Here is a 20,468-nt window from a genome sequence, read left to right as displayed (position 1 = left end):
GTGAAGGCTCTTGGCCAACTCGTCTAGGCGATTGACTAGCTCATCGCCTCTACGGGATCTAAAGTGCGCAGACCTGATCTTTTCCCCGAGTTGCACTGCTCACCTACTTGCCTGCAACTGCGATGGGCAAGAATCTCTTCACGTGATCGGTGTAGTCGAGGTTTAGAGATAGGGCGTCTCCGAGTGCTTTCCCCCACTTCTCCAGCCTGCCTGTGGCTGCGTCGCGAGTCTTGGTTGTCGAAGTTAGATATCCAGAGAACTTTGCGTCACTCTGAATAAGGCCTTCGAAGGCCCGGATCACTGCATCAGGGTCTTCCAGAGCTCTCGCCGCGATTTGATGGTCGGCGAAATACCATGTCATCAACTCAAAGACAGATACGTTGAATCGTGGCATATACTTTGCTCGATCCGCGTCGTAGCGCAGAAAGGCCGTTCTTCCGAAAATTTTGAAGGCTGTATTGATAGCTCGCTCTAGCGAGTCCACCAAATCTGCCAAGTCGTCTTCGATCTGGTTGAAGTTGTCGTTACCGCCCTTTAGTACACGGTCCATGAAATCGCGTAGATCGCCGCGGTACTTATCGATATTGGTACGGAACGCGACGTAGCGTAGGAGGGTTTCTGCGTCGCGCAACCGGGCATCCGGGGCTGTTAGGCGACGAGCGTGAAGTAGTGGTTCACTCTCCGCGCTCCGCTTGTTGATGAAGTTGGTCATCTTGCCCGGGTATAGGGCCTGGCGCAGTTCGTGTGAAGCTAGAGGGACACTCTGCTTATTCAAGCGTGTAAAGATGAGATGCAATAGAGCAGGAGTGCGCCAGTTTCTAACAACGATCGTTCGAATTGGCTGAGCGCCCAGAGACCGGGCAAAGTTGCGCGTTTCTGGTTGAGTCCTGATTTGATCGTAGGTGAGACCACTCAAATCACTGTCGAGCAGTTCGAGCCCCTTCAATCTCAAAGGGTTTTCCTTGTCGGCGACGAAAGTCTTCAGTGCTGTGAGGCGCTGTTTTCCGTCAAGGACGTAGAACTGACTTGGATTGTTTATGCTCTCTGCGAGAACGATAGGGGGAATCGGGAGCCCCAACATCAGTGATTCAATAAAGAGGCTCTTGCGCTGGTCGTTCCATGCTGTACGTCGCTGAAAGGGAGGTGAGGTGACGAGGAATCCGATTGATTCGGCATCGTCAGGGTCGGCGTCGATCTGCTCGACGATGGTGCTGACGGTCCAGTCCAGGGTGTAGACCACTGCCCCCTGAACTTGCTTTGCCGTGAGTGAGCCGGGGTCCTCGTAATCCTCATCGAACTCGTCATCGGACTCGACCTCGAAGTCGATGCGCCCGTTGGTCTCGCCTGCTGCGGTCACTTCTTTGCTGCCTCTCATCCAGACGACGAAGCGAGAGTATGTCGTAGCTGAACGTCAGGCGAGGATCGAGATGACCGGCCGGCTTCGCACCGGTCCCCTCTATCGCAGGTCTATCGCGATCAGCACGAATCAACGACAAAGAGCGGGACCCAGTAAGACTGGTTCCCGCTCTTCATGCTTGGCATCTGCGCTGGTCAACCGCATCATCGTGCTGGTTGAGGCGAAGTGCCCCCGGCAGGATTCGAACCTGCGCACACGGCTCCGGAGGCCGTTGCTCTATCCCCTGAGCTACGGGGGCGTGTCGGGCGCCTTGTTTGGCGGCGACGGGTAGAACCCTACCAGCTCTCCGAGGGAGATCATGAACGGTTTTCGTGGGGGTGGGAGCGGGGTTGAGTGGTCCGGGACCGCCCGCAGGGGGTGGAAGTGGGGAAAACCCGGACGCGGCGGTGGGTGCCGACCTACTCTCGAGTTGTGCCAGGCGCGTCCGGCCGGGTGCTTGTTGTGGACGACAACAAGGTCATCCGGCAGCTGATCAGGGTCAACCTCGAGCTGGAGGGCTTCGAGGTGGTGACCGCGGCCGATGGTGCCGAATGCCTGGACGTCGTTCATCAGGTGCGGCCCGACCTCATCACCCTCGATGTCGTCATGCCTCGGCTCGACGGTCTCCGTACCGCCGCCCAGCTCCGCGGAGACCCGCGCACACGGCGTCTGCCGCTCGCCATCGTCAGCGCCTGCACCCAGTACGAGGTCGAGGCCGGGCTCGACGTCGGCGTCGACGCGTTCCTCGCCAAGCCCTTCGAGCCGAGCCAACTCGTCGCCTTGGTGCGGCAGTTGGTCGAGCAGGCGCGGGTCGGGAGCGGTGTGGCCGCGTCTGACCGGGTCGGCGGCGTCGCGGCCGACGGTCCAGTCGCCTCCGGCACCACCGTCGGCACCGCCACGTCCACCGTCGGCCCCGGCCCCGCCACGTCCACCGCCGTCCCCGGCGCTGCCATCGCTCCCTCCTCCACCGCCTCCGCCGGGTCCACGGCCGGCGGCTTGGGCAACGGGAGCGACCAACCCGAGCGTGCCCAGCGCGCAGGCCGTAGCGGAAGTTGATTCGAGGGCGCCTGACACCTGGCACCTGACACCAACACCTGACGCATCATGCGTCGTGTATCACGCGTCATGGTGTCTCACGGAGTCCTTACTCCCTGTGCTTCGGCCTCGCCGGAGGCCCCGCCCCGCCCGTCCACATCGCGGACCCCGAGGTAAACCGGCTCGCATACCCACCCCCCTCCTCCCATACGCTTGTCCCCGTGACCCCCGTCGAGCTCTCCCGTACCGTGCTGCGCGCGGTGCGTCGTGCTGTCGACGACGGGGAGCTGAGCGTGGCCGTGCCCGCACGCGCCGTCGTCACCCCGCCGGGGCCCGGCGGGCGCGGGGACTACGCCACGAACATCGCCCTGCAGCTGGCCCGGCCCGCCGGTCGGCCTCCCCTGCAAGTCGCCGAGATACTGCGACCCCACCTCAGCCGCACCGACGGAGTCGCCGCCGTCGAGATCACCGGCCCCGGCTTCCTCAACATCCACCTCGACCGGGCCGCCGTCACCGCCCTCGTGCGCCGGATCCAGGGCAACGAGGGCGGTCCGGACACGACTGGTGCTCTTCCCTACGGCCACAGTGACACCCTCGCCGGGCACGTCGTCCGGCTGCGCATCCCGTACGACATCCGCGCCGAGGTCGTCGCCGATGCGCTCGTACGGATCATCGCCAGTCAGGGTGGTCGCGTCGAGGTCGATCACACCCGGCCCGGCCCACCCCTGGAGCTTGGTGCCGGCGACTCCGAAACCATCCCCACGCCCGCCTCCTCCACCTCCACCCTCACTTCCATCGACCTCCGCCCCGTCCCCGCCCCGGAGGACCCCACCCCCCTCGGCCCCGACGCCCTCCGTTGGGCCCTGTTGCACCCGGCCGCCCACGACCGGCCCCGGATCACGGCGGATCTCCTCGTGCAGCGGGCCGCCAACCCCCTCTTCCGGGTCCGTTACGCCCACGCCCGGGCCCGCGCGCTCACCCGCAACGCCGCGGGCCTCGGTTTCACAGGCGACGTCACCACCCCCGACGTCACCGCCCCAGACGTGGCCACCCCCCTCGTCAGCGCCCTCACCGAGTACCCCTCCGTACTCGCCCGAGCGGCCACGCACCGTGCCCCCGATCGTCTCGCCCGGCACCTGGTCGTCCTCGCCGACGCCCTGCTCGCCTTCCAGCACACGGTGCTGCCGCGCGGCGACGAGAAACCCTCGGCCGCCCACCGGGCCCGGCTGGCCCTTGCCGAAGCCGCCGGGACGGTGCTGGCCGGCGGCCTGTCCCTGCTCGGCATCGACGCACCCGACTATCTCTGAGCGAGCGAGGAGCGAGGAGCGAGCGAGCAAGCCGGAGGCCATAGCCCAAGCCCAGGTCGCAAGCCGTCGGCCGTCGGCCGCAAGCGCAGCGAAGCGCAGTCGAGCCGACAGCCACCGTCGCCCGCCCACTCACCCACCCGCACCGCAGGCCAAAGCCCCCTCGCCGCCCGCCCAGAGAGCACACAGAAAGCCGCAAGAAAATGAGCCGTTCCGCACACCCCGCCGGGCCCCGTCACGCCGACGTGCTCCCCGAGGGGCATTACTCCGCCCCGCCCGCCGACCTGAACACGTTGGACCCCAAGGTGTGGGCGCAGACCGTCACCCGTACCCCCGACGGAGTCGTCAGCGTCGGCGGGATCGATGTGAAGGCGCTCGCGGAGGAGTTCGGTACGCCCGCGTACTTCGTCGACGAGGCCGACTTCCGTGCGCGGGCGCGCGCCTGGCGCACCGCGTTCGGGCAGGACGCCGACGTGTTCTACGCGGGCAAGGCGTTCCTGTCCCGGGCCATCGTGCGCTGGCTGCACGAGGAGGGGCTCAACCTCGACGTCTGCTCCGGCGGCGAGCTGGCCACCGCCCTCTCCGCCGGGATGCCCGCCGATCGCATCGCCTTCCACGGCAACAACAAGTCCGAGAGCGAGATCCGCCGGGCCGTCGAGGCCGGCGTCGGGCGGATCGTGCTCGACTCGTTCCAGGAGATCGTGCGGGTCGCGCACATCGCCCAGTCGCTCGGCACGCGGCAGCGTGTGCAGATCCGTGTCACCGTCGGCGTCGAGGCCCACACCCACGAGTTCATCGCCACCGCCCACGAGGACCAGAAGTTCGGGATTCCGCTGGCGGGAGGGCAGGCCGCGGAGGCCGTTCGGCGGGCTCTGAAGCTCGATGGGCTCGAACTCATCGGGATCCACTCCCACATCGGGTCGCAGATTTTCGACACCTCCGGGTTCGAGGTCGCCGCCCACCGTGTCGTCGGGCTGCTCAAGGAGATCCGTGACGAGCACGGCGTCGAGCTGCCCGAGATCGACCTCGGCGGCGGGCTCGGCATCGCCTACACCAGCGGCGACGACCCCCGTGAGCCCCACGAGATCGCCAAGGCGCTGACCGAGATCGTCAACCGGGAGTGCGACGCCGCCAAGCTGCGCGCCCCGCGCATCTCCGTCGAGCCGGGGCGGGCCATCGTCGGACCCACCGCCTTCACGCTCTACGAGGTCGGCACCATCAAGCCGCTGGACGGGCTGCGGACGTACGTCTCCGTCGACGGGGGCATGTCGGACAACATCAGGACCGCGCTCTACGACGCCGAGTACAGCGTCGCGCTGGTGTCCCGGACCTCCGACGCCGAGCCGATGCTCGCGCGTGTGGTCGGCAAGCACTGCGAGAGTGGTGACATCGTGGTGAGGGACGCGTTCCTGCCGGCGGACCTGGCACCGGGTGACCTGATCGCCGTACCGGCCACGGGCGCGTACTGCCGTTCCATGGCGAGCAATTACAACCACGTCCTGCGCCCGCCGGTCGTCGCCGTCAATGATGGAGAGGCCCGTGTCATCGTCCGCCGCGAGACGGAGGAGGACCTTCTCCGGCTCGACGTCGGCTGAGGCGCGGCGACAAAGCATGAAGACGCCTCGGGGCCGGAAGATCTCCGTCCTCCGGCGCTGAGAAAATGAAATAGATGTCTCACGATCCGGACCGGGGATAGAAACCCCCGTCCGGTGAGTGAGACTGGTCCCACCGTGTTCGGTATGTCGGTATGTGAGGAAACGAGGTCGGATGATGCGTACGCGTCCGCTGAAGGTGGCGCTGCTGGGCTGTGGGGTTGTCGGCTCAGAGGTGGCGCGCATCATGACGACGCACGCCGACGATCTCGCTGCGCGCATCGGCGCCCCGGTCGAGCTCGCGGGCGTGGCGGTCCGGCGGCCCTCGCGGGTGCGTGAGGGCATCGACCCGGCGCTCGTCACCACCGATGCGACCGCCCTGGTCAAACGGGGGGACATCGACGTCGTCGTCGAGGTCATCGGCGGTATCGAGCCCGCCCGCTCCCTCATCACCACCGCGTTCGAGTACGGCGCCTCCGTCGTCTCCGCCAACAAGGCCCTCCTCGCCCAGGACGGCGCCGCCCTGCACGCCGCCGCCGGGGACCACGACGCGGACCTCTACTACGAGGCCGCCGTCGCCGGTGCCATCCCGCTGATCCGGCCGCTGCGCGAGTCCCTCGCCGGCGACAAGATCAACCGGGTGATGGGCATCGTCAACGGGACGACCAACTTCATCCTCGACAAGATGGACAGCACGGGCGCCGGTTATCAGGAGGCCCTCGACGAGGCCACCGCCCTGGGATACGCGGAAGCCGACCCGACTGCCGACGTGGAGGGCTTCGACGCCGCCGCGAAGGCCGCGATCCTCGCCGGCATCGCCTTCCACTCGCGCGTGCGCCTCGACGACGTGTACCGCGAGGGCATGACCGAGGTGACGGCGGCCGACTTCGCCTCCGCCAAGAACATGGGCTGCACCATCAAACTGCTCGCCATCTGCGAGCGGGCCGCGGACGGCGGGTCCGTCACCGCGCGCGTGCACCCCGCGATGATCCCGCTGACCCACCCGCTGGCCTCCGTGCGCGGCGCCTACAACGCCGTGTTCGTGGAGTCGGACGCCGCAGGTCAGCTGATGTTCTACGGCCCGGGCGCGGGCGGTGCCCCCACCGCCTCCGCCGTGCTCGGTGACCTCGTGGCCGTGTGCCGCAACCGCCTCGCCGGCTCCACCGGGCCCGGCGAGTCCGCCTACGCCGCCCTGCGGGTCTCGCCGATGGGCGAGGTCGTCACGCGCTACCACATCAGCCTCGACGTCGCCGACAAACCGGGAGTTCTCGCCCAGGTGGCGACCGTGTTCGCTGAGCACGGCGTGTCGATCGATACGGTTCGGCAGCAGGGCAAGGACGGCGAGGCCTCTCTCGTCGTCGTCACCCACCGCGCCTCCGACGCCTCCCTCACCGGGACCGTCGAGGCGCTGCGCAACCTCGACACCGTGCGGGGTGTCGCCAGCATCATGCGGGTTGAAGGAGAGTAACCAGCAATGACCCACCAGTGGCGCGGAATCATCGAGGAGTACCGGGACCGGCTGCCCGTCTCCGACAGCACGCCGGTCGTGACGCTCCGCGAGGGCGGTACGCCCCTCGTCCCCGCGCAGGTGCTCTCTGAGCGCACGGGGTGCGAGGTCCACCTCAAGGTGGAGGGCGCGAACCCAACCGGGTCCTTCAAGGACCGCGGCATGACCATGGCCATCACGCGCGCGAAGGAGGAGGGCGCGAAGGCGGTCATCTGTGCCTCCACGGGCAACACCTCTGCCTCCGCGGCCGCCTACGCCGTCCGCGCGGGCATGGTCTCGGCCGTGCTCGTCCCGCAGGGCAAGATCGCGCTGGGCAAGATGGGCCAGGCCCTGGTGCACGGCGCGAAGATCCTCCAGGTCGACGGCAACTTCGACGACTGCCTCACCCTCGCGCGTGAACTGAGCGACAACTACCCGGTGGCGCTGGTCAATTCGGTGAACCCGGTGCGGATCGAGGGCCAGAAGACCGCCGCGTTCGAGATCGTGGACATGCTCGGCGACGCGCCCGACATCCATGTCCTGCCGGTGGGCAACGCGGGCAACATCACGGCCTACTGGAAGGGCTACAAGGAGTACGCCGCCGACGGCATCGCCGCCAAGACGCCCCGGATGTGGGGCTTCCAGGCCTCCGGTTCCGCGCCGATCGTGCGCGGCGAGGTCGTCAAGGACCCCTCGACGATCGCCACCGCGATCCGGATCGGCAACCCCGCGTCCTGGCAGTACGCCTTGGCCGCGCGGGACGAGTCCGGCGGTGCCATCGACGAGGTGACGGACCGTGAGATCCTGCGCGCCTACCGGCTGTTGGCCGCTCAGGAGGGTGTGTTCGTGGAGCCCGCCTCCGCCGCCTCCGTGGCCGGTCTGCTGAAGGCCGCCGAGGCCGGCAAGGTCGACCCGGGCCAGACCATCGTCTGCACGGTCACCGGCAACGGCCTCAAGGACCCGGACTGGGCCGTCGCGGGCGCCCCGCAGCCCGTCACGGTCCCGGTGGACGCGGCGACGGCGGCCGAGCGCCTCGGCCTCGCGTAACGACACGGACGGCTGCTCGCGTATCCTCTCGCCCAGCCGTTCGAAAAGACCTGAGAGCCGCGCGTAGACGTCGATTCTCGGGGGATAACCCTGACAGGACCCGACAGGGGGTGCACAGGGGGCTTACGACACGCATCGTGCGCCTCCTGTGCGCCCTATGTCGCCACAGAACCTTCCTTCGATAGGCTGTGGTGAACCCGCCCGCTGCATATGCCCGCAAGGGCGCGGCGCCGCGCCGTCCTGAGCGGCCGCAGGGTTCCAGGTACCTGTCGAACGCCAATCGAATGTCATTCGACACTCGTCAATCTCGCAGCTCAAGGAGAGTCATCGAGCGATGGCCGGTCCAGCGTTCCGCGCCGCCGCCGTACGGGTGCGCGTCCCCGCCACCAGCGCCAACCTCGGTCCGGGCTTCGACGCCCTGGGCCTGTCGCTGGGGCTCTACGACGACGTGGTCGTCCGGGTGGCCGACTCCGGCCTGCACGTCGACATCGCGGGGGAGGGCAGCGAGACGCTCCCGCGCGACGAGCGGCATCTGCTCGTCCGCTCCCTGCGCACCGCCTTCGACCTGCTCGGCGGACAGCCCCGGGGCCTGGAGATCGTCTGCGCCAACCGCATCCCGCACGGCCGCGGCCTCGGCTCCTCCTCCGCCGCCATCTGCGCCGGCATCGTCGCCGCCCGCGCCGTAACCATAGGCGGGGACCACCGGCTCGACGACGCCGCGCTGCTCGAACTGGCCACGGAGATCGAGGGCCACCCCGACAATGTCGCGGCCTGCCTCCTCGGTGGTTTCACCCTCTCCTGGATGGAGGGCGGCGCCGCGCGGGCGATCAGGATGGACCCCGCGGATTCCATCGTTCCGGTGGTTTTCGTCCCCGGCAAGCCGGTCCTGACGGAGACAGCGCGCGGACTGCTCCCGCGCAACGTCCCGCACGTCGACGCTGCCACCAACGCGGGCCGGGCGGCCCTCCTCGTGGAGGCCCTGACCAGGCGCCCCGAGCTGCTGCTGCCCGCCACCGAGGACCGGCTGCACCAGGAGTACCGGGCGCCCGCCATGCCGGAGAGCGCGGCCCTGGTCGAGCGACTGCGGGCCGACGGCGTCCCGGCGGTCATCTCCGGCGCCGGACCCACCGTCCTGGCCCTGGCCGACGAGGCCAGTGCCGACAAGGTGGCCGATCTCGCGGGTGCGGGATGGGCCGCGAACCGGCTGGACCTCGACGCCCGCGGGGCGTGCGTCCTGCCGCTCACCACCACCGTCGCCGAACACGGCGTCGACACCGGCGACGCGTAGGGGCGCGGTTGCCGGATTTCGAGAGGGGGAATGTTTGTTGGATCCGGTAGTGTTAACCTCAAGTCTGCACCTGCCCCAGCCATGGCGAGGTGCTTATCGTCCCCGTCCGGGACAACCATTCTTCCGGGAGTCTCCCAAGCCGCACTGTGCTTCGTACGTCAAGCTGTACGCCGTACGCAGGCACTGAGCGGTCTGCCGAGCAGGCTCCGGAACCGGCGTTGCCGATCCCCGTGACACAGACACATCAGTGCCACGGCCCGGAAAGCGCCGAATCGCCAGAAATTCCCCTCCGCCGCCTTTGGCGGACCACCGCCCCGGCACGGTCCACCCGAACAGGACCGAAGCCGGACAGCACAAACGGTCGCCGAGCCAGAAGGCCGACGTCCGCTCCAGGGAAGGACCCTTCGTGAGCGACACCACCGATCTGATGGGCGCACGTGTCGAGGACACCGCTGCCGCGCCCGCCACGGACGCCGCGCCTGCCAGCGGTGCCGGCTCCCGGCGGCGCCGTGGCACCGGCCTCGAGGGCATGGTGCTGGCCGAGCTGCAGCAGGTCGCATCCGGCCTCGGCATCAGGGGCACCGCGCGGATGCGCAAGAGCCAGCTGATCGAGGTCATCAAGGAGGCGCAGGCGGGCGGGGGCGCCCCGGCGAAGGCCGAGGCCGCCGCCGAGACCAAGCCGAAGCGCCGCGCCACCTCGAAGGCGCGCACGGGTGACGACGTCGCCCCGGCCGAGAAGGCCACCGCCACCGCCAAGAAGGCCGCGGCGCCCGCCGAGAAGGCCGAGAAGGCCGTGGCCCAGCAGCAGATCGAGATCCCCGGCCAGCCGGCCGGTGGCGACGAGGCGCCCACCGAGCGCCGTCGGCGCCGGGCCACCGCCGACGCGGGCAGCCCCGAGACGGTCGCCGCCGAGGCGAAGAGCGAGCCCAAGGCCGAGACCCCGGCCGTGTCCGCCGAGACCAGGGCCGACGCCGGTGACCAGGGCGGCGAGGGCCGTCAGGGCCGCCGCGAGCGTGGCCGTGACCGGGGCGAGCGTGGGGACCGCGGTGAGCGCGGCGACCGCGGCCGCCGCGGCAAGGGCGACGAGCAGCAGGGCGGCGGTCAGCAGCAGCGCGACCGCGGCCAGCAGGGCCAGCAGCAGGGCGGCGGCCGTCAGGACCGTCAGCGTGACAACGGCCCGCAGGACGACGACGACTTCGACGGCGGACGCCGTGGCCGTCGCGGCCGTTACCGCGACCGTCGTGGCCGCCGTGGCCGTGACGAGATGGGCGCCCCCGAGCCGCAGCTCGCCGAGGACGACGTCCTGATCCCCGTCGCGGGCATCCTGGACATCCTCGACAACTACGCCTTCATCCGCACCTCGGGCTACCTGCCCGGCCCGAACGACGTGTACGTCTCCCTCGCCCAGGTCCGCAAGAACGGCCTGCGCAAGGGCGACCACGTCACCGGTGCCGTGCGTCAGCCCAAGGAGGGCGAGCGCCGCGAGAAGTTCAACGCGCTGGTCCGCCTGGACTCCCAGAACGGCATGGCGCCCGACTCCGGGCGCGGCCGCCCCGAGTTCAACAAGCTGACGCCGCTGTACCCGCAGGACCGCCTCCGTCTGGAGACGGACCCGGGCGTGCTCACCACCCGCATCATCGACCTGGTCTCGCCCATCGGTAAGGGCCAGCGCGGTCTGATCGTGGCCCCGCCGAAGACCGGTAAGACCATGATCATGCAGGCGGTCGCCAACGCGATCACGCACAACAACCCCGAGTGCCACCTGATGGTCGTCCTCGTCGACGAGCGTCCGGAAGAGGTCACCGACATGCAGCGGTCGGTGAAGGGCGAGGTCATCTCCTCGACCTTCGACCGTCCGGCCGAGGACCACACGACGGTCGCCGAGCTCGCCATCGAGCGGGCCAAGCGCCTCGTCGAGCTGGGCCACGACGTGGTCGTGCTCCTCGACTCGATCACGCGTCTGGGCCGTGCCTACAACCTGGCGGCGCCGGCCTCCGGCCGCATCCTGTCCGGTGGTGTCGACTCGACCGCCCTGTACCCGCCGAAGCGCTTCTTCGGCGCGGCCCGGAACATCGAGGACGGCGGCTCGCTGACCATCCTCGCCACCGCCCTGGTGGACACCGGGTCCCGCATGGACGAGGTGATCTTCGAGGAGTTCAAGGGCACCGGCAACATGGAGCTCAAGCTCGACCGCAAGCTCGCCGACAAGCGCATCTTCCCGGCGGTGGACGTGGACGCGTCCGGTACCCGTAAGGAAGAGATCCTGCTCGGCAACGAGGAGCTGGCGGTCGTCTGGAAGCTGCGCCGGGTGCTGCACGCGCTCGACCAGCAGCAGGCCATCGAGCTGCTCCTCGACAAGATGAAGCAGACCAAGTCGAACATCGAGTTCCTGATGCAGATCCAGAAGACGACGCCGACGCCCGGTAACGGCGACTAGGTCTCGTACCTCTGCAGACGCTGGGGCCACCCTCTTTGTGAGGGTGGCCCCAGTTTTCTGTATGCGACACGTGTACGATCACGGTCTTCCACGATCAGTTTCTGCACGATCTGATCAATCTGATCAATCCATGCACTCCCAGGGGGGAATTGAGTGGCTAGACCTGTGTCCGGAGCCATAGCCGCCGCGATAGCCGGGACGCTGCTGCTGTCGTCCGCGAGCGCGGCCGGCGCCGACGGCACCTCTACACCGGACGAGGCGGATGTGCGCATCGCCAAGGCGATGGCGGCGGACGACACCGTGGCCGTGACGCGGGAGCCGTCGTCGACCGCGAGCACGGACAGCGACAGCGACAGCGGCATGAAGCCGTCCGCCCAGATCATCGGCGGCTCGGAGACGACCATCGCCAACGCGCCCTGGATGGCGCAGCTCTGGTACTACGACCCGACGCAGGACCTCGGCTTCTTCTGCGGCGGCACGGTCGTCTCGCCCACGAAGATCCTCACCGCCGCGCACTGCGTCGACAAGAACCACTACAACTGGGTCGAGTACGGCGAGATCGTCACCGGCACCGACCAGCTGCCCACGGCCGTCTACAAGTCCGACGGCAGCCTGGACCACCTCGACTACCACGGCGGCACCGTCAGCAAGGTCTCGCGGCAGTGGAACCACTCCTCGTGGGACGAGGAGGCGATCGACAACGACGTCGCGGTCCTCACGCTGTCCGCGCCCGTCAAGGCCACGCCGATCAAGATGACGACGTCCGGCGACACGGCCTCGTACGCGGCGGGCACCAGTGCCAGGGCCTACGGCTGGGGCCGTACCAGCTCCAAGACCGATGACATCTCGCAGACGCTGAAGACGGCCACGCTGCCGATGGTCAGCGACACGACCTGCGCGAACACCTGGAGCCCCTGGTTCGTCAAGGGGCACATGGTCTGCGCGGGCAAGCCCTCCGGCGGCACCGACGCCACGACCACCGCCACCTGCAACGGTGACTCGGGTGGCCCGCTCGTCGTGGGCAGCAAGGTCGTCGGTGTCGTCTCTTGGGGCGTCGAGGACTGTGTGTGGCCGGACGCCTACCCGGTCTTCGCCAAGGTCAGCACGTACGTCGGCGCGGTCTACCCGAGGGTCGACGACACCGCCATCACCCGGGACGGCAAGGCCGACGTCTTCCTGCGCAACAAGGAGACCGGCACGGGCTACGTCCGCGCCTCCACGGGCTCCGCGCTCGGTGACCGCAAGGCCCTGAACGCCGAGGGCAGCTGGAAGGGCTACAACCTGGTCCAGCAGACCGACCTGAACCGGGACGGCCACCAGGACTTCGTCCTGCGCCGCTCCTCCGACGGCGACGTCTTCTGGCGGCGGTACGTGCCCTCGTCCAAGACCTGGTCGACCACGCAGATCTTCGACAACTGGGCGACCCGCACCCGGATCCTCACCCCCGGTGACGTCACCGGCGACGCGCTGCCCGACCTGCTCTCGGTCGACTCGGCGGGCGCCCTGTGGATCTACCCGGGCAAGGGCAACGGGACGTTCTCGACCCGCGTCAAGGTCGGCACGGGCTGGAACACGTACAACGCGGTGCTCGGTCACGGCGACTTCACCGGCGACGGCAAGGCCGACCTGATCGCGCGCACCAAGACCGGCTCGAACGTCTACCTCTACAAGGGCACCGGCAAGTCCGGCACGGGCGCCTTCGCCACCCGGATCAAGGTCCGCTCGGACTGGAGCGCCTACAACACGCTCATCACTCCCGGTGACGTGAGCGGCGACGGCAGGGCGGACCTGCTGGCCCGTACGCCGGCCGGCACGCTGTACCTCTACAAGGGCACCGGCAAGGCCACGAGCGAGATCTTCAGCACACGCGTCTCGGTCGGCACCAGCTACGCCCAGTACGACCTGCTCGGCTGAAACACCAGGTGAACCCGGTCCCGCCGGGCTCATCCGTCACACACGGTGCCCATCGCGCTTTACGCGATGGGCACCGTTCGTTGTGCAACCCTTTCCCGGCATATCCCGTCTGACCGGGCGGACCGGTCACTGGAACGGCGACGCCGTGGCACGGCCGCGTCCGACCCGACAGGCCTGGGCCTGAGCGCAGGGGGTAACCGACCGGAGAGAGAACGAGGAGCAGATGTCCGCCGACAGCACGCCGGACGCCGGCATACCGGGGAAGACCGGCACGACCGGTCCGCGCCACCGCGCGGCCAAGGGCCGCCGCCGCAAGTCACGCGACGGGCACAGCAGAGCGGCGCTCGCCGTCGTCTGGACCGCCGCGGGCGTCCTGGTGCTGGGGGGCACCGGCATCGGCTACCTCTACTTCAAGCTCAACGGCAACATCAAGAGCGTCGACATCAACCAGGCGCTCGGCACCGACCGGCCCCTCGACGTCGACAACGGCTCGCAGGACATCCTGGTCCTCGGCTCCGACACCCGTTCGGGCAGCAACAAGAAGCTCGGCGGCGGCGTCGACGACGGCAGCGCCCGCTCCGACACGGCGATGGTCGTGCACGTCTACGAGGGCCACAAGCGGGCCAGCGTGGTCTCCATCCCCCGCGACACGCTCGTCGAGCGGCCCGAGTGCACGGACGCGAACGGCACGGCGCACCCGGCGGCCTCGTACGCGATGTTCAACTCCGCGTACTCGACGGGCGGCGCGGCGTGTGCGGTGAAGACCGTCGAGTCCATGACCGGGATCCGGATGGACCACTACATCGAGGTGGACTTCGCGGGCTTCGAGAAGCTGATCGACGTCCTCGGCGGGGTGCCCGTCACCACCACGAAGAACATCAAGGACCCCGACAGCCATCTGAACCTCAAGGCCGGGGAGCACACGCTCACGGGCCAGCAGGCGCTCGGGCTCGTGCGGACGCGGCACGGGGTGGGTGACGGGTCGGACCTGGGACGTATCCAGCTCCAGCAGGCGTTCATCAAGGCGCTGATCGAGCAGGTCAAGTCGGTCGGGATCTTCAGCAACCCGACGAAGCTCTACGATCTCGCCGACACCGCGACCGACGCGGTGACCACCGACTCCGAGCTGAAGGACGTCAAGGACCTCGCCTCCTTCGCGAACGGTCTGAAGGGCATCAGCTCCAAGAACATGACCATGGTCACGATGCCGGTGCAGTACGACCCCGACGACCTGAACCGGGTGCTGGTGGACGAGGCGAAGGCGAAGCGGGTCTGGGCTGCGCTGAAGGCCGACAAGGCGATCCCGAAGTCGGCGACGAAGGGGACGGCGACGGGGGCCGCGGAGGGCGTGGTGACCGCCGGCACCTGAGGGGCGCGCGGAACTGCGCGACAAGCCACGACGGCCCTGCGGTCGCGTACGGCGATGACGAGGCACCCCGTGGCGTGGCCGGCCCGGACCAGCAGGCGCTTACCGGCGCTGACAGGGTGCCGCTGCGCCCACCCGTGCCGCCCCAGCGGCACGACTGCCCGCAGTGGGGCCTGTGGGGGAGCGGCTTCAGCCGGGCGGTGTGCGGCGCCGGGGGAATACCTGGCGGCACCCCCTGGTTTTGGGAGATGACGCCAGTGCTGGCAGACTGGTACGTCGGCTCCGGTTCACGCGCTCGCACCCCGCGGACGCGACCCGGCGCCCTCCCGAAACTAGGAGACACCTTGAAGCGCGACATCCACCCCGAGTACGTCGAGACGCAGGTCAGCTGCACCTGCGGCGCGTCGTTCACCACCCGCAGCACGATCGAGAGCGGCACCATCCGTGCCGAGGTCTGCTCCGAGTGCCACCCGTTCTACACGGGCAAGCAGAAGATCCTCGACACCGGTGGCCGCGTGGCCCGCTTCGAGGCCCGCTTCGGCAAGGCTGCCGCTGCCAAGAAGTAGCGAGCCCCCAGCGCCGGTCCGCGGCGCCCCCATCGGGGGCGTCGGGACCGGCGCTTTGCGGTGCGGCACACAGCTGCGCAGCCCAGGAGTGCAGCCCACTCACAACGTCGTACGTCGTACAGGGAGCCGGAGAAGATGTTCGAGGCGGTCGAGGAACTGGTCGGGGAACACGCCGACCTGGAGAAGAAGCTCGCCGACCCGTCGGTCCACGCGGACCAGGCCAACGCGCGCAAGCTGAACAAGCGCTACGCGGAGCTGACCCCGATCGTCGGCACGTACCGCTCCTGGAAGCAGACCGGCGACGACATCGACACCGCTCGTGAGTTCGCCGCGGACGACCCGGACTTCGCCGCCGAGGTCAAGGACCTGGAGAAGCAGCGCGAGGAGCTGACGGAGAAGCTGCGGCTGCTGCTGGTGCCCCGGGACCCGTCCGACGACAAGGACGTCATCCTGGAGATCAAGGCCGGGGCAGGGGGAGACGAGTCCGCGCTGTTCGCCGGCGACCTGCTCAGGATGTATCTGCGGTACGCCGAGCGCGTCGGCTGGAAGACCGAGATCATCGACTCCACCGAGTCCGAGCTGGGCGGCTACAAGGACGTCCAGGTCGCCGTGAAGACCAAGGGCGGCCAGGGCGCCACCGAGCCCGGCCAGGGAGTCTGGGCCCGGCTGAAGTACGAGGGCGGCGTGCACCGCGTCCAGCGCGTGCCGGCCACCGAGTCCCAGGGCCGTATCCACACCTCCGCCGCCGGTGTGCTGGTCACGCCCGAGGCCGAGGAGGTCGACGTCGAGATCAACATGAACGACCTGCGGATCGACGTCTACCGCTCCTCCGGGCCCGGCGGCCAGTCCGTCAACACCACCGACTCCGCCGTGCGCATCACGCACCTTCCCACCGGAGTCGTCGCCTCCTGCCAGAACGAGAAGAGCCAGCTGCAGAACAAGGAGCAGGCGATGCGTATCCTGCGCTCCAGGCTGCTCGCCGCGGCACAGGAGGAGGCGGAGAAGGAAGCCGCCGACGCCCGCCGCAGTCAGGTCCGTACCGTCGACCGCTCCGAGAAGATCCGCACGTACAACTTCCCGGAGAACCGCATCTCGGACCACCGTGTCGGCTTCAAGGCCTACAACCTGGACCAGGTGCTGGACGGTGAACTCGACGCGGTGATCCAGGCCTGTGTCGACGCGGACTCGGCCGCGAAACTGGCAGCCGCGTAAGGCCGTTACGGGCACGAAGAGTACGACGGAGGACTTGCGTGAACCTGCTGCTCGCGGAAGTGGCCCAGGCCACCCAGCGCCTGGCCGACGCCGGCGTGCCCTCGCCGCGCAACGACGCGGAGGAGCTCGCCGCCTTCGTGCACGGCGTCAAGCGGGGCGAGCTGCACACCGTCAAGGACGCCGACTTCGACGCCCGGTACTGGGAGGTCATCGCCCGGCGCGAGCAGCGTGAGCCGCTCCAGCACATCACCGGGCGCGCCTACTTCCGCTACCTCGAACTTCAGGTCGGGCCCGGGGTGTTCGTGCCCCGGCCCGAGACCGAGTCGGTGGTCGGCTGGGCCATAGACGCCGTCCGCGCGATGGACGTCGTCGAGCCGCTGATCGTCGACCTGTGCACCGGCTCCGGTGCCATCGCCCTCGCCCTGGCCCAGGAGGTGCCGCGCTCGCGCGTGCACGCCGTGGAGCTGTCCGAGGAGGCGCTGACGTGGACCCGCAAGAACATGGCGGGCTCCCGCGTCGACCTGCGCCAGGGCAACGCCCTGGACGCCTTCCGCGACCTCGACGGCCAGGTCGACCTCGTCGTGTCCAACCCGCCGTACATCCCGCTCACCGAGTGGGAGTACGTGGCGCCCGAGGCACGCGACTACGATCCCCAACTCGCCCTGTTCTCGGGGGAGGACGGACTGGATCTGATCCGTGGCCTGGAGCGCACCGCACACCGGCTCCTGCGACCGGGCGGTGTCGTCGTCATCGAGCACGCCGACACCCAGGGCGGCCAGGTGCCCTGGATCTTCACCGAGGAGCGGGGCTGGGCCGACGCGGCCGACCACCCGGACCTCAACAACCGGCCGCGGTTCGCGACCGCCCGCAAGGCGCTGCCCTGATGAGCACGCGCACGCGCACGACGAAAACCCCCCAGCAGCAGTACGTGTACGAGGAGGCCCGCTAGATGGCACGGCGATACGACACCAACGACGCGACCGACCGCGCCACCGGTCTGCGCGAGGCCGCGTCCGCCATTCGCCGGGGCGAGCTCGTGGTGCTGCCGACGGACACCGTGTACGGCATCGGCGCGGACGCGTTCACGTCGGAGGCCGTGGCCGACCTGCTGGAGGCCAAGGGCCGGGGGCGGAACATGCCCACGCCCGTGCTCATCGGCTCCCCGAACACCCTGCACGGCCTCGTCACGGACTTCTCCGAGATGGCCTGGGAGCTCGTCGACGCGTTCTGGCCGGGCGCGCTCACGCTCGTCGCCAAGCACCAGCCGTCGCTGCAGTGGGACCTCGGCGACACCCGGGGCACCGTCGCCGTGCGCATGCCGCTGCACCCGGTCGCGATCGAGCTGCTGACCGAGGTCGGCCCCATGGCGGTCTCCTCGGCGAACCTGACCGGTCACCCGGCGCCGGAGAACTGCGACGCCGCCGAGGCGATGCTCGGCGACTCCGTCTCCGTCTACCTGGACGGCGGCCCGACCCCCGGCAACGAGCCGTCGTCGATCGTCGACGTCACGGGAAAGGTGCCGGTGCTGTTGCGTGCCGGGGCCCTGTCGGCGGAGGAGCTCCGCAAGGTCGTACCCGACCTTGAGGTGGCGAATTGACGGCCCCTGACGCGGGGCGTGGCATATGGGACGGGGAAGAGACGCGGACCTTCACGGGGCTGCCGCGGGACACCTTCCGCATCCTCCACGTCAGCACCGGCAACGTGTGCCGCTCGCCGATCACCGAGCGGCTGACCCGGCATGCCCTGGCGGACCGGCTCGGGGACCCGCTGTGGGGCGGCCTGATCGTCGAGAGCGCGGGGACGTGGGGGCACGAGGGGGCGCCGATGGAGGCGAACGCGGAGGCGGTCCTCGCGGACTTCGGCGCGGACGCCTCCGGCTTCACGGGGCGTGAGCTGCTGGACGAGCACGTCATCCGCGCCGACCTGGTGCTGACGGCCACCCGCGACCACCGGGCGCAGGTCATCTCCATGGGGCACTCCGCCGGGCTGCGCACCTTCACCCTGAAGGAGTTCACCCGCCTGGTCCGCGCGATCGACCCGACCACGCTGCCTCCCCTGGAGGAGGGCATGGTCGTCCGCGCGCGTGCGCTGGTCCGCGCTGCGGCGGCTCTACGCGGGTGGCTCCTCGCCCCGACCGCCGAGGCCGACGAGGTCTACGACCCGTACGGCGCTCCTCTGCCGTTCTTCCGGTCGGTGGGCGACGAGATACAGCAGGCGCTGGATCCGGTGGTGACGGCGCTGACGGGGGTGCCGGCTCGGGCTTGATCCGGGTGGGCGTAGCCGGCGGACGGAGTCCGGCGCAGCATCTCGAAGCCGGGAGGCCCGCCAGGGCCGAGCGCCGCGAGAGATGCGTCGGGGATCGGCTCCCGGTGGTGACGGCGCTGACGGGGGTGCCGGCCAGGGCGTGACACCGGGCGCGTGCGGACCGGCGGGTCTACATTGGCCGTACGTCATCACAGCGAGCGGGCCGAAGGGGCGTGTCGGTGTCGAGAGCTCGACACCGACTCAGGCGCCCCGGAGGCCAGCCGCCCGAAAACACGTCGCCCCGGAGCCCATCATGTCGGTCACCCCTGTTCTCGAGGCGGATGTCCTGCGGCGGCAGGACCCTGAGCTGGCCGACATCCTCCTGGGGGAGGCCGATCGGCAGGCGACGACCCTGCAGCTCGTCGCCGCGGAGAACTTCACCTCGCCCGCGGTGCTGGCCGCGCTGGGATCACCGCTCGCGAACAAGTACGCGGAGGGGTATCCGGGGGCCCGGCACCACGGCGGCTGCGAGATGGTGGACGTCGCCGAACGGCTCGCCGTGGAGCGTGCCAAGGCCCTGTTCGGGGCCGAGCACGCCAACGTCCAGTCGCACTCCGGTTCCTCGGCCGTACTGGCCGCCTACGCCGCCCTGTTGCGCCCCGGCGACACCGTCCTCGCGATGGGCCTGCACTTCGGCGGCCATCTCACCCACGGCTCACCCGCCAACTTCTCCGGCCGCTGGTTCGACTTCGTCGGGTACGGCGTGGAGGCCGAGTCGGGGCTGGTCGACCGCGAGCAGGTGCGCACCCTGGCCCGCACCCACCGCCCCAAGGCCATCGTGTGCGGGTCCATCTCCTACCCCCGGCACCTCGACTACGCCTTCTTCCGCGAGGTCGCCGACGAGGTGGGCGCCTATCTCATCGCCGACGCGGCCCATCCGATCGGGCTGGTCGCCGGGGGAGCCGCGCCCAACCCGGTGCCGTACGCCGACATCGTGTGCGCCACCACGCACAAGGTGCTGCGAGGCCCGCGCGGCGGGATGCTGCTGTGCGGGAGCGAGCTGGCCGAGCGGGTGGACCGGGCGGTGTTCCCGTTCACCCAGGGCGGCGCGCAGATGCACACCATCGCCGCGAAGGCCGTCGCGTTCGGGGAGGCGGCAACCCCGGCGTTCACCGCGTACGCCCATCAGGTGGTCGCGAACGCCCGCGTGCTGGCCAGGGGGCTGGCCGAGGAGGGGCTCGTGGTCGTCACCGGCGGCACCGACACACACCTGCTGACCGTCGATCCCGCGCCGCTCGGTGTCGACGGCCGCACGGCCAAGGGGCTGCTCGCGGCGGCCGGGATGGTCCTGGACTGCTGCGCGCTTCCGCACGGCGACTCCCGTGGCCTGCGGCTCGGCACGGCCGCGCTGACCACCCAGGGCATGGGCGAGGCGGAGATGGCGCGGATCGCGGCGCTGTTCGCGGGGGCCCTGCGGGACGGCGGCGACGGCAAGCGGACGCGTGAAGAAGTGCGGGACCTGGCCGGAAGATTTCCGCCGTATCCGCGCTGAGGTGGGGTAGACGCACCACCAGGCACAGC

15 protein-coding genes, 1 tRNA gene and 1 pseudogene are annotated in these 20,468 nt (G+C 69.4%); 15 read left to right on the top strand and 2 right to left on the bottom strand.

Annotation, left to right across the window (positions count from 1 at the left end; translation table 11 throughout):
- Positions 1-103: 103 nt before the first annotated feature.
- Both ACZ9QC_RS12725 and ACZ9QC_RS12720 read right to left on the bottom strand, forming a co-directional pair.
- Positions 104-1,375 carry a GmrSD restriction endonuclease domain-containing protein gene (locus ACZ9QC_RS12725; protein WP_472920252.1) on the bottom strand — a complete coding sequence of 424 codons (1,272 nt, stop codon included), beginning with the start codon at positions 1,373-1,375 and terminating at the stop codon, positions 104-106.
- Between the two features lie 208 nt (positions 1,376-1,583).
- Positions 1,584-1,655: transfer RNA gene (locus ACZ9QC_RS12720), tRNA-Arg, on the bottom strand.
- A 125-nt stretch (positions 1,656-1,780) separates the two neighbouring features.
- Here ACZ9QC_RS12720 and ACZ9QC_RS12715 point away from each other — a divergent pair.
- The 15 genes and pseudogenes from ACZ9QC_RS12715 to ACZ9QC_RS12645 form a co-directional block, all read left to right on the top strand.
- Positions 1,781-2,275: pseudogene (locus ACZ9QC_RS12715) on the top strand (response regulator); the annotation flags it as partial.
- 377 nt (positions 2,276-2,652) lie between these two features.
- Positions 2,653-3,738 (top strand): ArgS-related anticodon-binding protein NrtL, encoded by a 1,086-nt coding sequence (gene nrtL / locus ACZ9QC_RS12710; protein ID WP_472920251.1) that lies wholly within the window; start codon positions 2,653-2,655, stop codon positions 3,736-3,738.
- A 200-nt stretch (positions 3,739-3,938) separates the two neighbouring features.
- On the top strand, positions 3,939-5,330 hold the full coding sequence (gene lysA / locus ACZ9QC_RS12705; protein WP_472920250.1) for a diaminopimelate decarboxylase: 1,392 nt from the start codon (positions 3,939-3,941) through the stop codon (positions 5,328-5,330).
- A 172-nt stretch (positions 5,331-5,502) separates the two neighbouring features.
- The gene (locus tag ACZ9QC_RS12700) at positions 5,503-6,795 is read left to right on the top strand and encodes a homoserine dehydrogenase (protein WP_472920249.1); all 1,293 of its coding nucleotides are present in this window, start codon (positions 5,503-5,505) and stop codon (positions 6,793-6,795) included.
- Positions 6,796-6,801: 6 nt separating this feature from the next.
- Entirely contained in the window at positions 6,802-7,860 is a 1,059-nt protein-coding gene (thrC, locus tag ACZ9QC_RS12695; protein ID WP_316725812.1) for a threonine synthase, read from the top strand.
- Positions 7,861-8,194: 334 nt separating this feature from the next.
- Positions 8,195-9,148 carry a homoserine kinase gene (gene thrB, locus ACZ9QC_RS12690; protein ID WP_472920248.1) on the top strand — a complete coding sequence of 318 codons (954 nt, stop codon included), beginning with the start codon at positions 8,195-8,197 and terminating at the stop codon, positions 9,146-9,148.
- A gap of 406 nt (positions 9,149-9,554) precedes the next feature.
- Positions 9,555-11,585 (top strand): transcription termination factor Rho, encoded by a 2,031-nt coding sequence (gene rho / locus ACZ9QC_RS12685; protein ID WP_472920247.1) that lies wholly within the window; start codon positions 9,555-9,557, stop codon positions 11,583-11,585.
- A gap of 153 nt (positions 11,586-11,738) precedes the next feature.
- The gene (locus ACZ9QC_RS12680; RefSeq protein WP_472920246.1) at positions 11,739-13,499 is read left to right on the top strand and encodes a trypsin-like serine protease; all 1,761 of its coding nucleotides are present in this window, start codon (positions 11,739-11,741) and stop codon (positions 13,497-13,499) included.
- A gap of 223 nt (positions 13,500-13,722) precedes the next feature.
- Positions 13,723-14,868 carry an LCP family protein gene (locus ACZ9QC_RS12675; protein WP_472920245.1) on the top strand — a complete coding sequence of 382 codons (1,146 nt, stop codon included), beginning with the start codon at positions 13,723-13,725 and terminating at the stop codon, positions 14,866-14,868.
- A 341-nt stretch (positions 14,869-15,209) separates the two neighbouring features.
- Positions 15,210-15,431 carry a 50S ribosomal protein L31 gene (gene rpmE, locus ACZ9QC_RS12670; RefSeq protein ID WP_028804216.1) on the top strand — a complete coding sequence of 74 codons (222 nt, stop codon included), beginning with the start codon at positions 15,210-15,212 and terminating at the stop codon, positions 15,429-15,431.
- Positions 15,432-15,566: 135 nt separating this feature from the next.
- Positions 15,567-16,643, top strand: a complete 1,077-nt coding sequence (gene prfA, locus ACZ9QC_RS12665; RefSeq protein WP_472920244.1) for a peptide chain release factor 1 — start codon at positions 15,567-15,569, stop codon at positions 16,641-16,643.
- 38 nt (positions 16,644-16,681) lie between these two features.
- Positions 16,682-17,527: a peptide chain release factor N(5)-glutamine methyltransferase gene (gene prmC / locus ACZ9QC_RS12660; protein ID WP_215449022.1), complete on the top strand. Its 846-nt coding sequence runs from the start codon at positions 16,682-16,684 to the stop codon at positions 17,525-17,527.
- Between the two features lie 65 nt (positions 17,528-17,592).
- Positions 17,593-18,240: an L-threonylcarbamoyladenylate synthase gene (locus tag ACZ9QC_RS12655; RefSeq protein ID WP_033526519.1), complete on the top strand. Its 648-nt coding sequence runs from the start codon at positions 17,593-17,595 to the stop codon at positions 18,238-18,240.
- Entirely contained in the window at positions 18,237-18,908 is a 672-nt protein-coding gene (locus tag ACZ9QC_RS12650; RefSeq protein ID WP_472920243.1) for an arsenate reductase/protein-tyrosine-phosphatase family protein, read from the top strand. Before ACZ9QC_RS12655 ends, ACZ9QC_RS12650 begins: the two co-directional genes overlap by 4 nt.
- 292 nt (positions 18,909-19,200) lie before the next feature.
- On the top strand, positions 19,201-20,439 hold the full coding sequence (locus tag ACZ9QC_RS12645) for a serine hydroxymethyltransferase (protein WP_472920242.1): 1,239 nt from the start codon (positions 19,201-19,203) through the stop codon (positions 20,437-20,439).
- Positions 20,440-20,468: the final 29 nt, after the last annotated feature.

This window comes from Streptomyces sp. HUAS MS02 (genome assembly GCF_055702265.1).
This window is presented reverse-complemented; position numbering and strand designations above follow the sequence as displayed.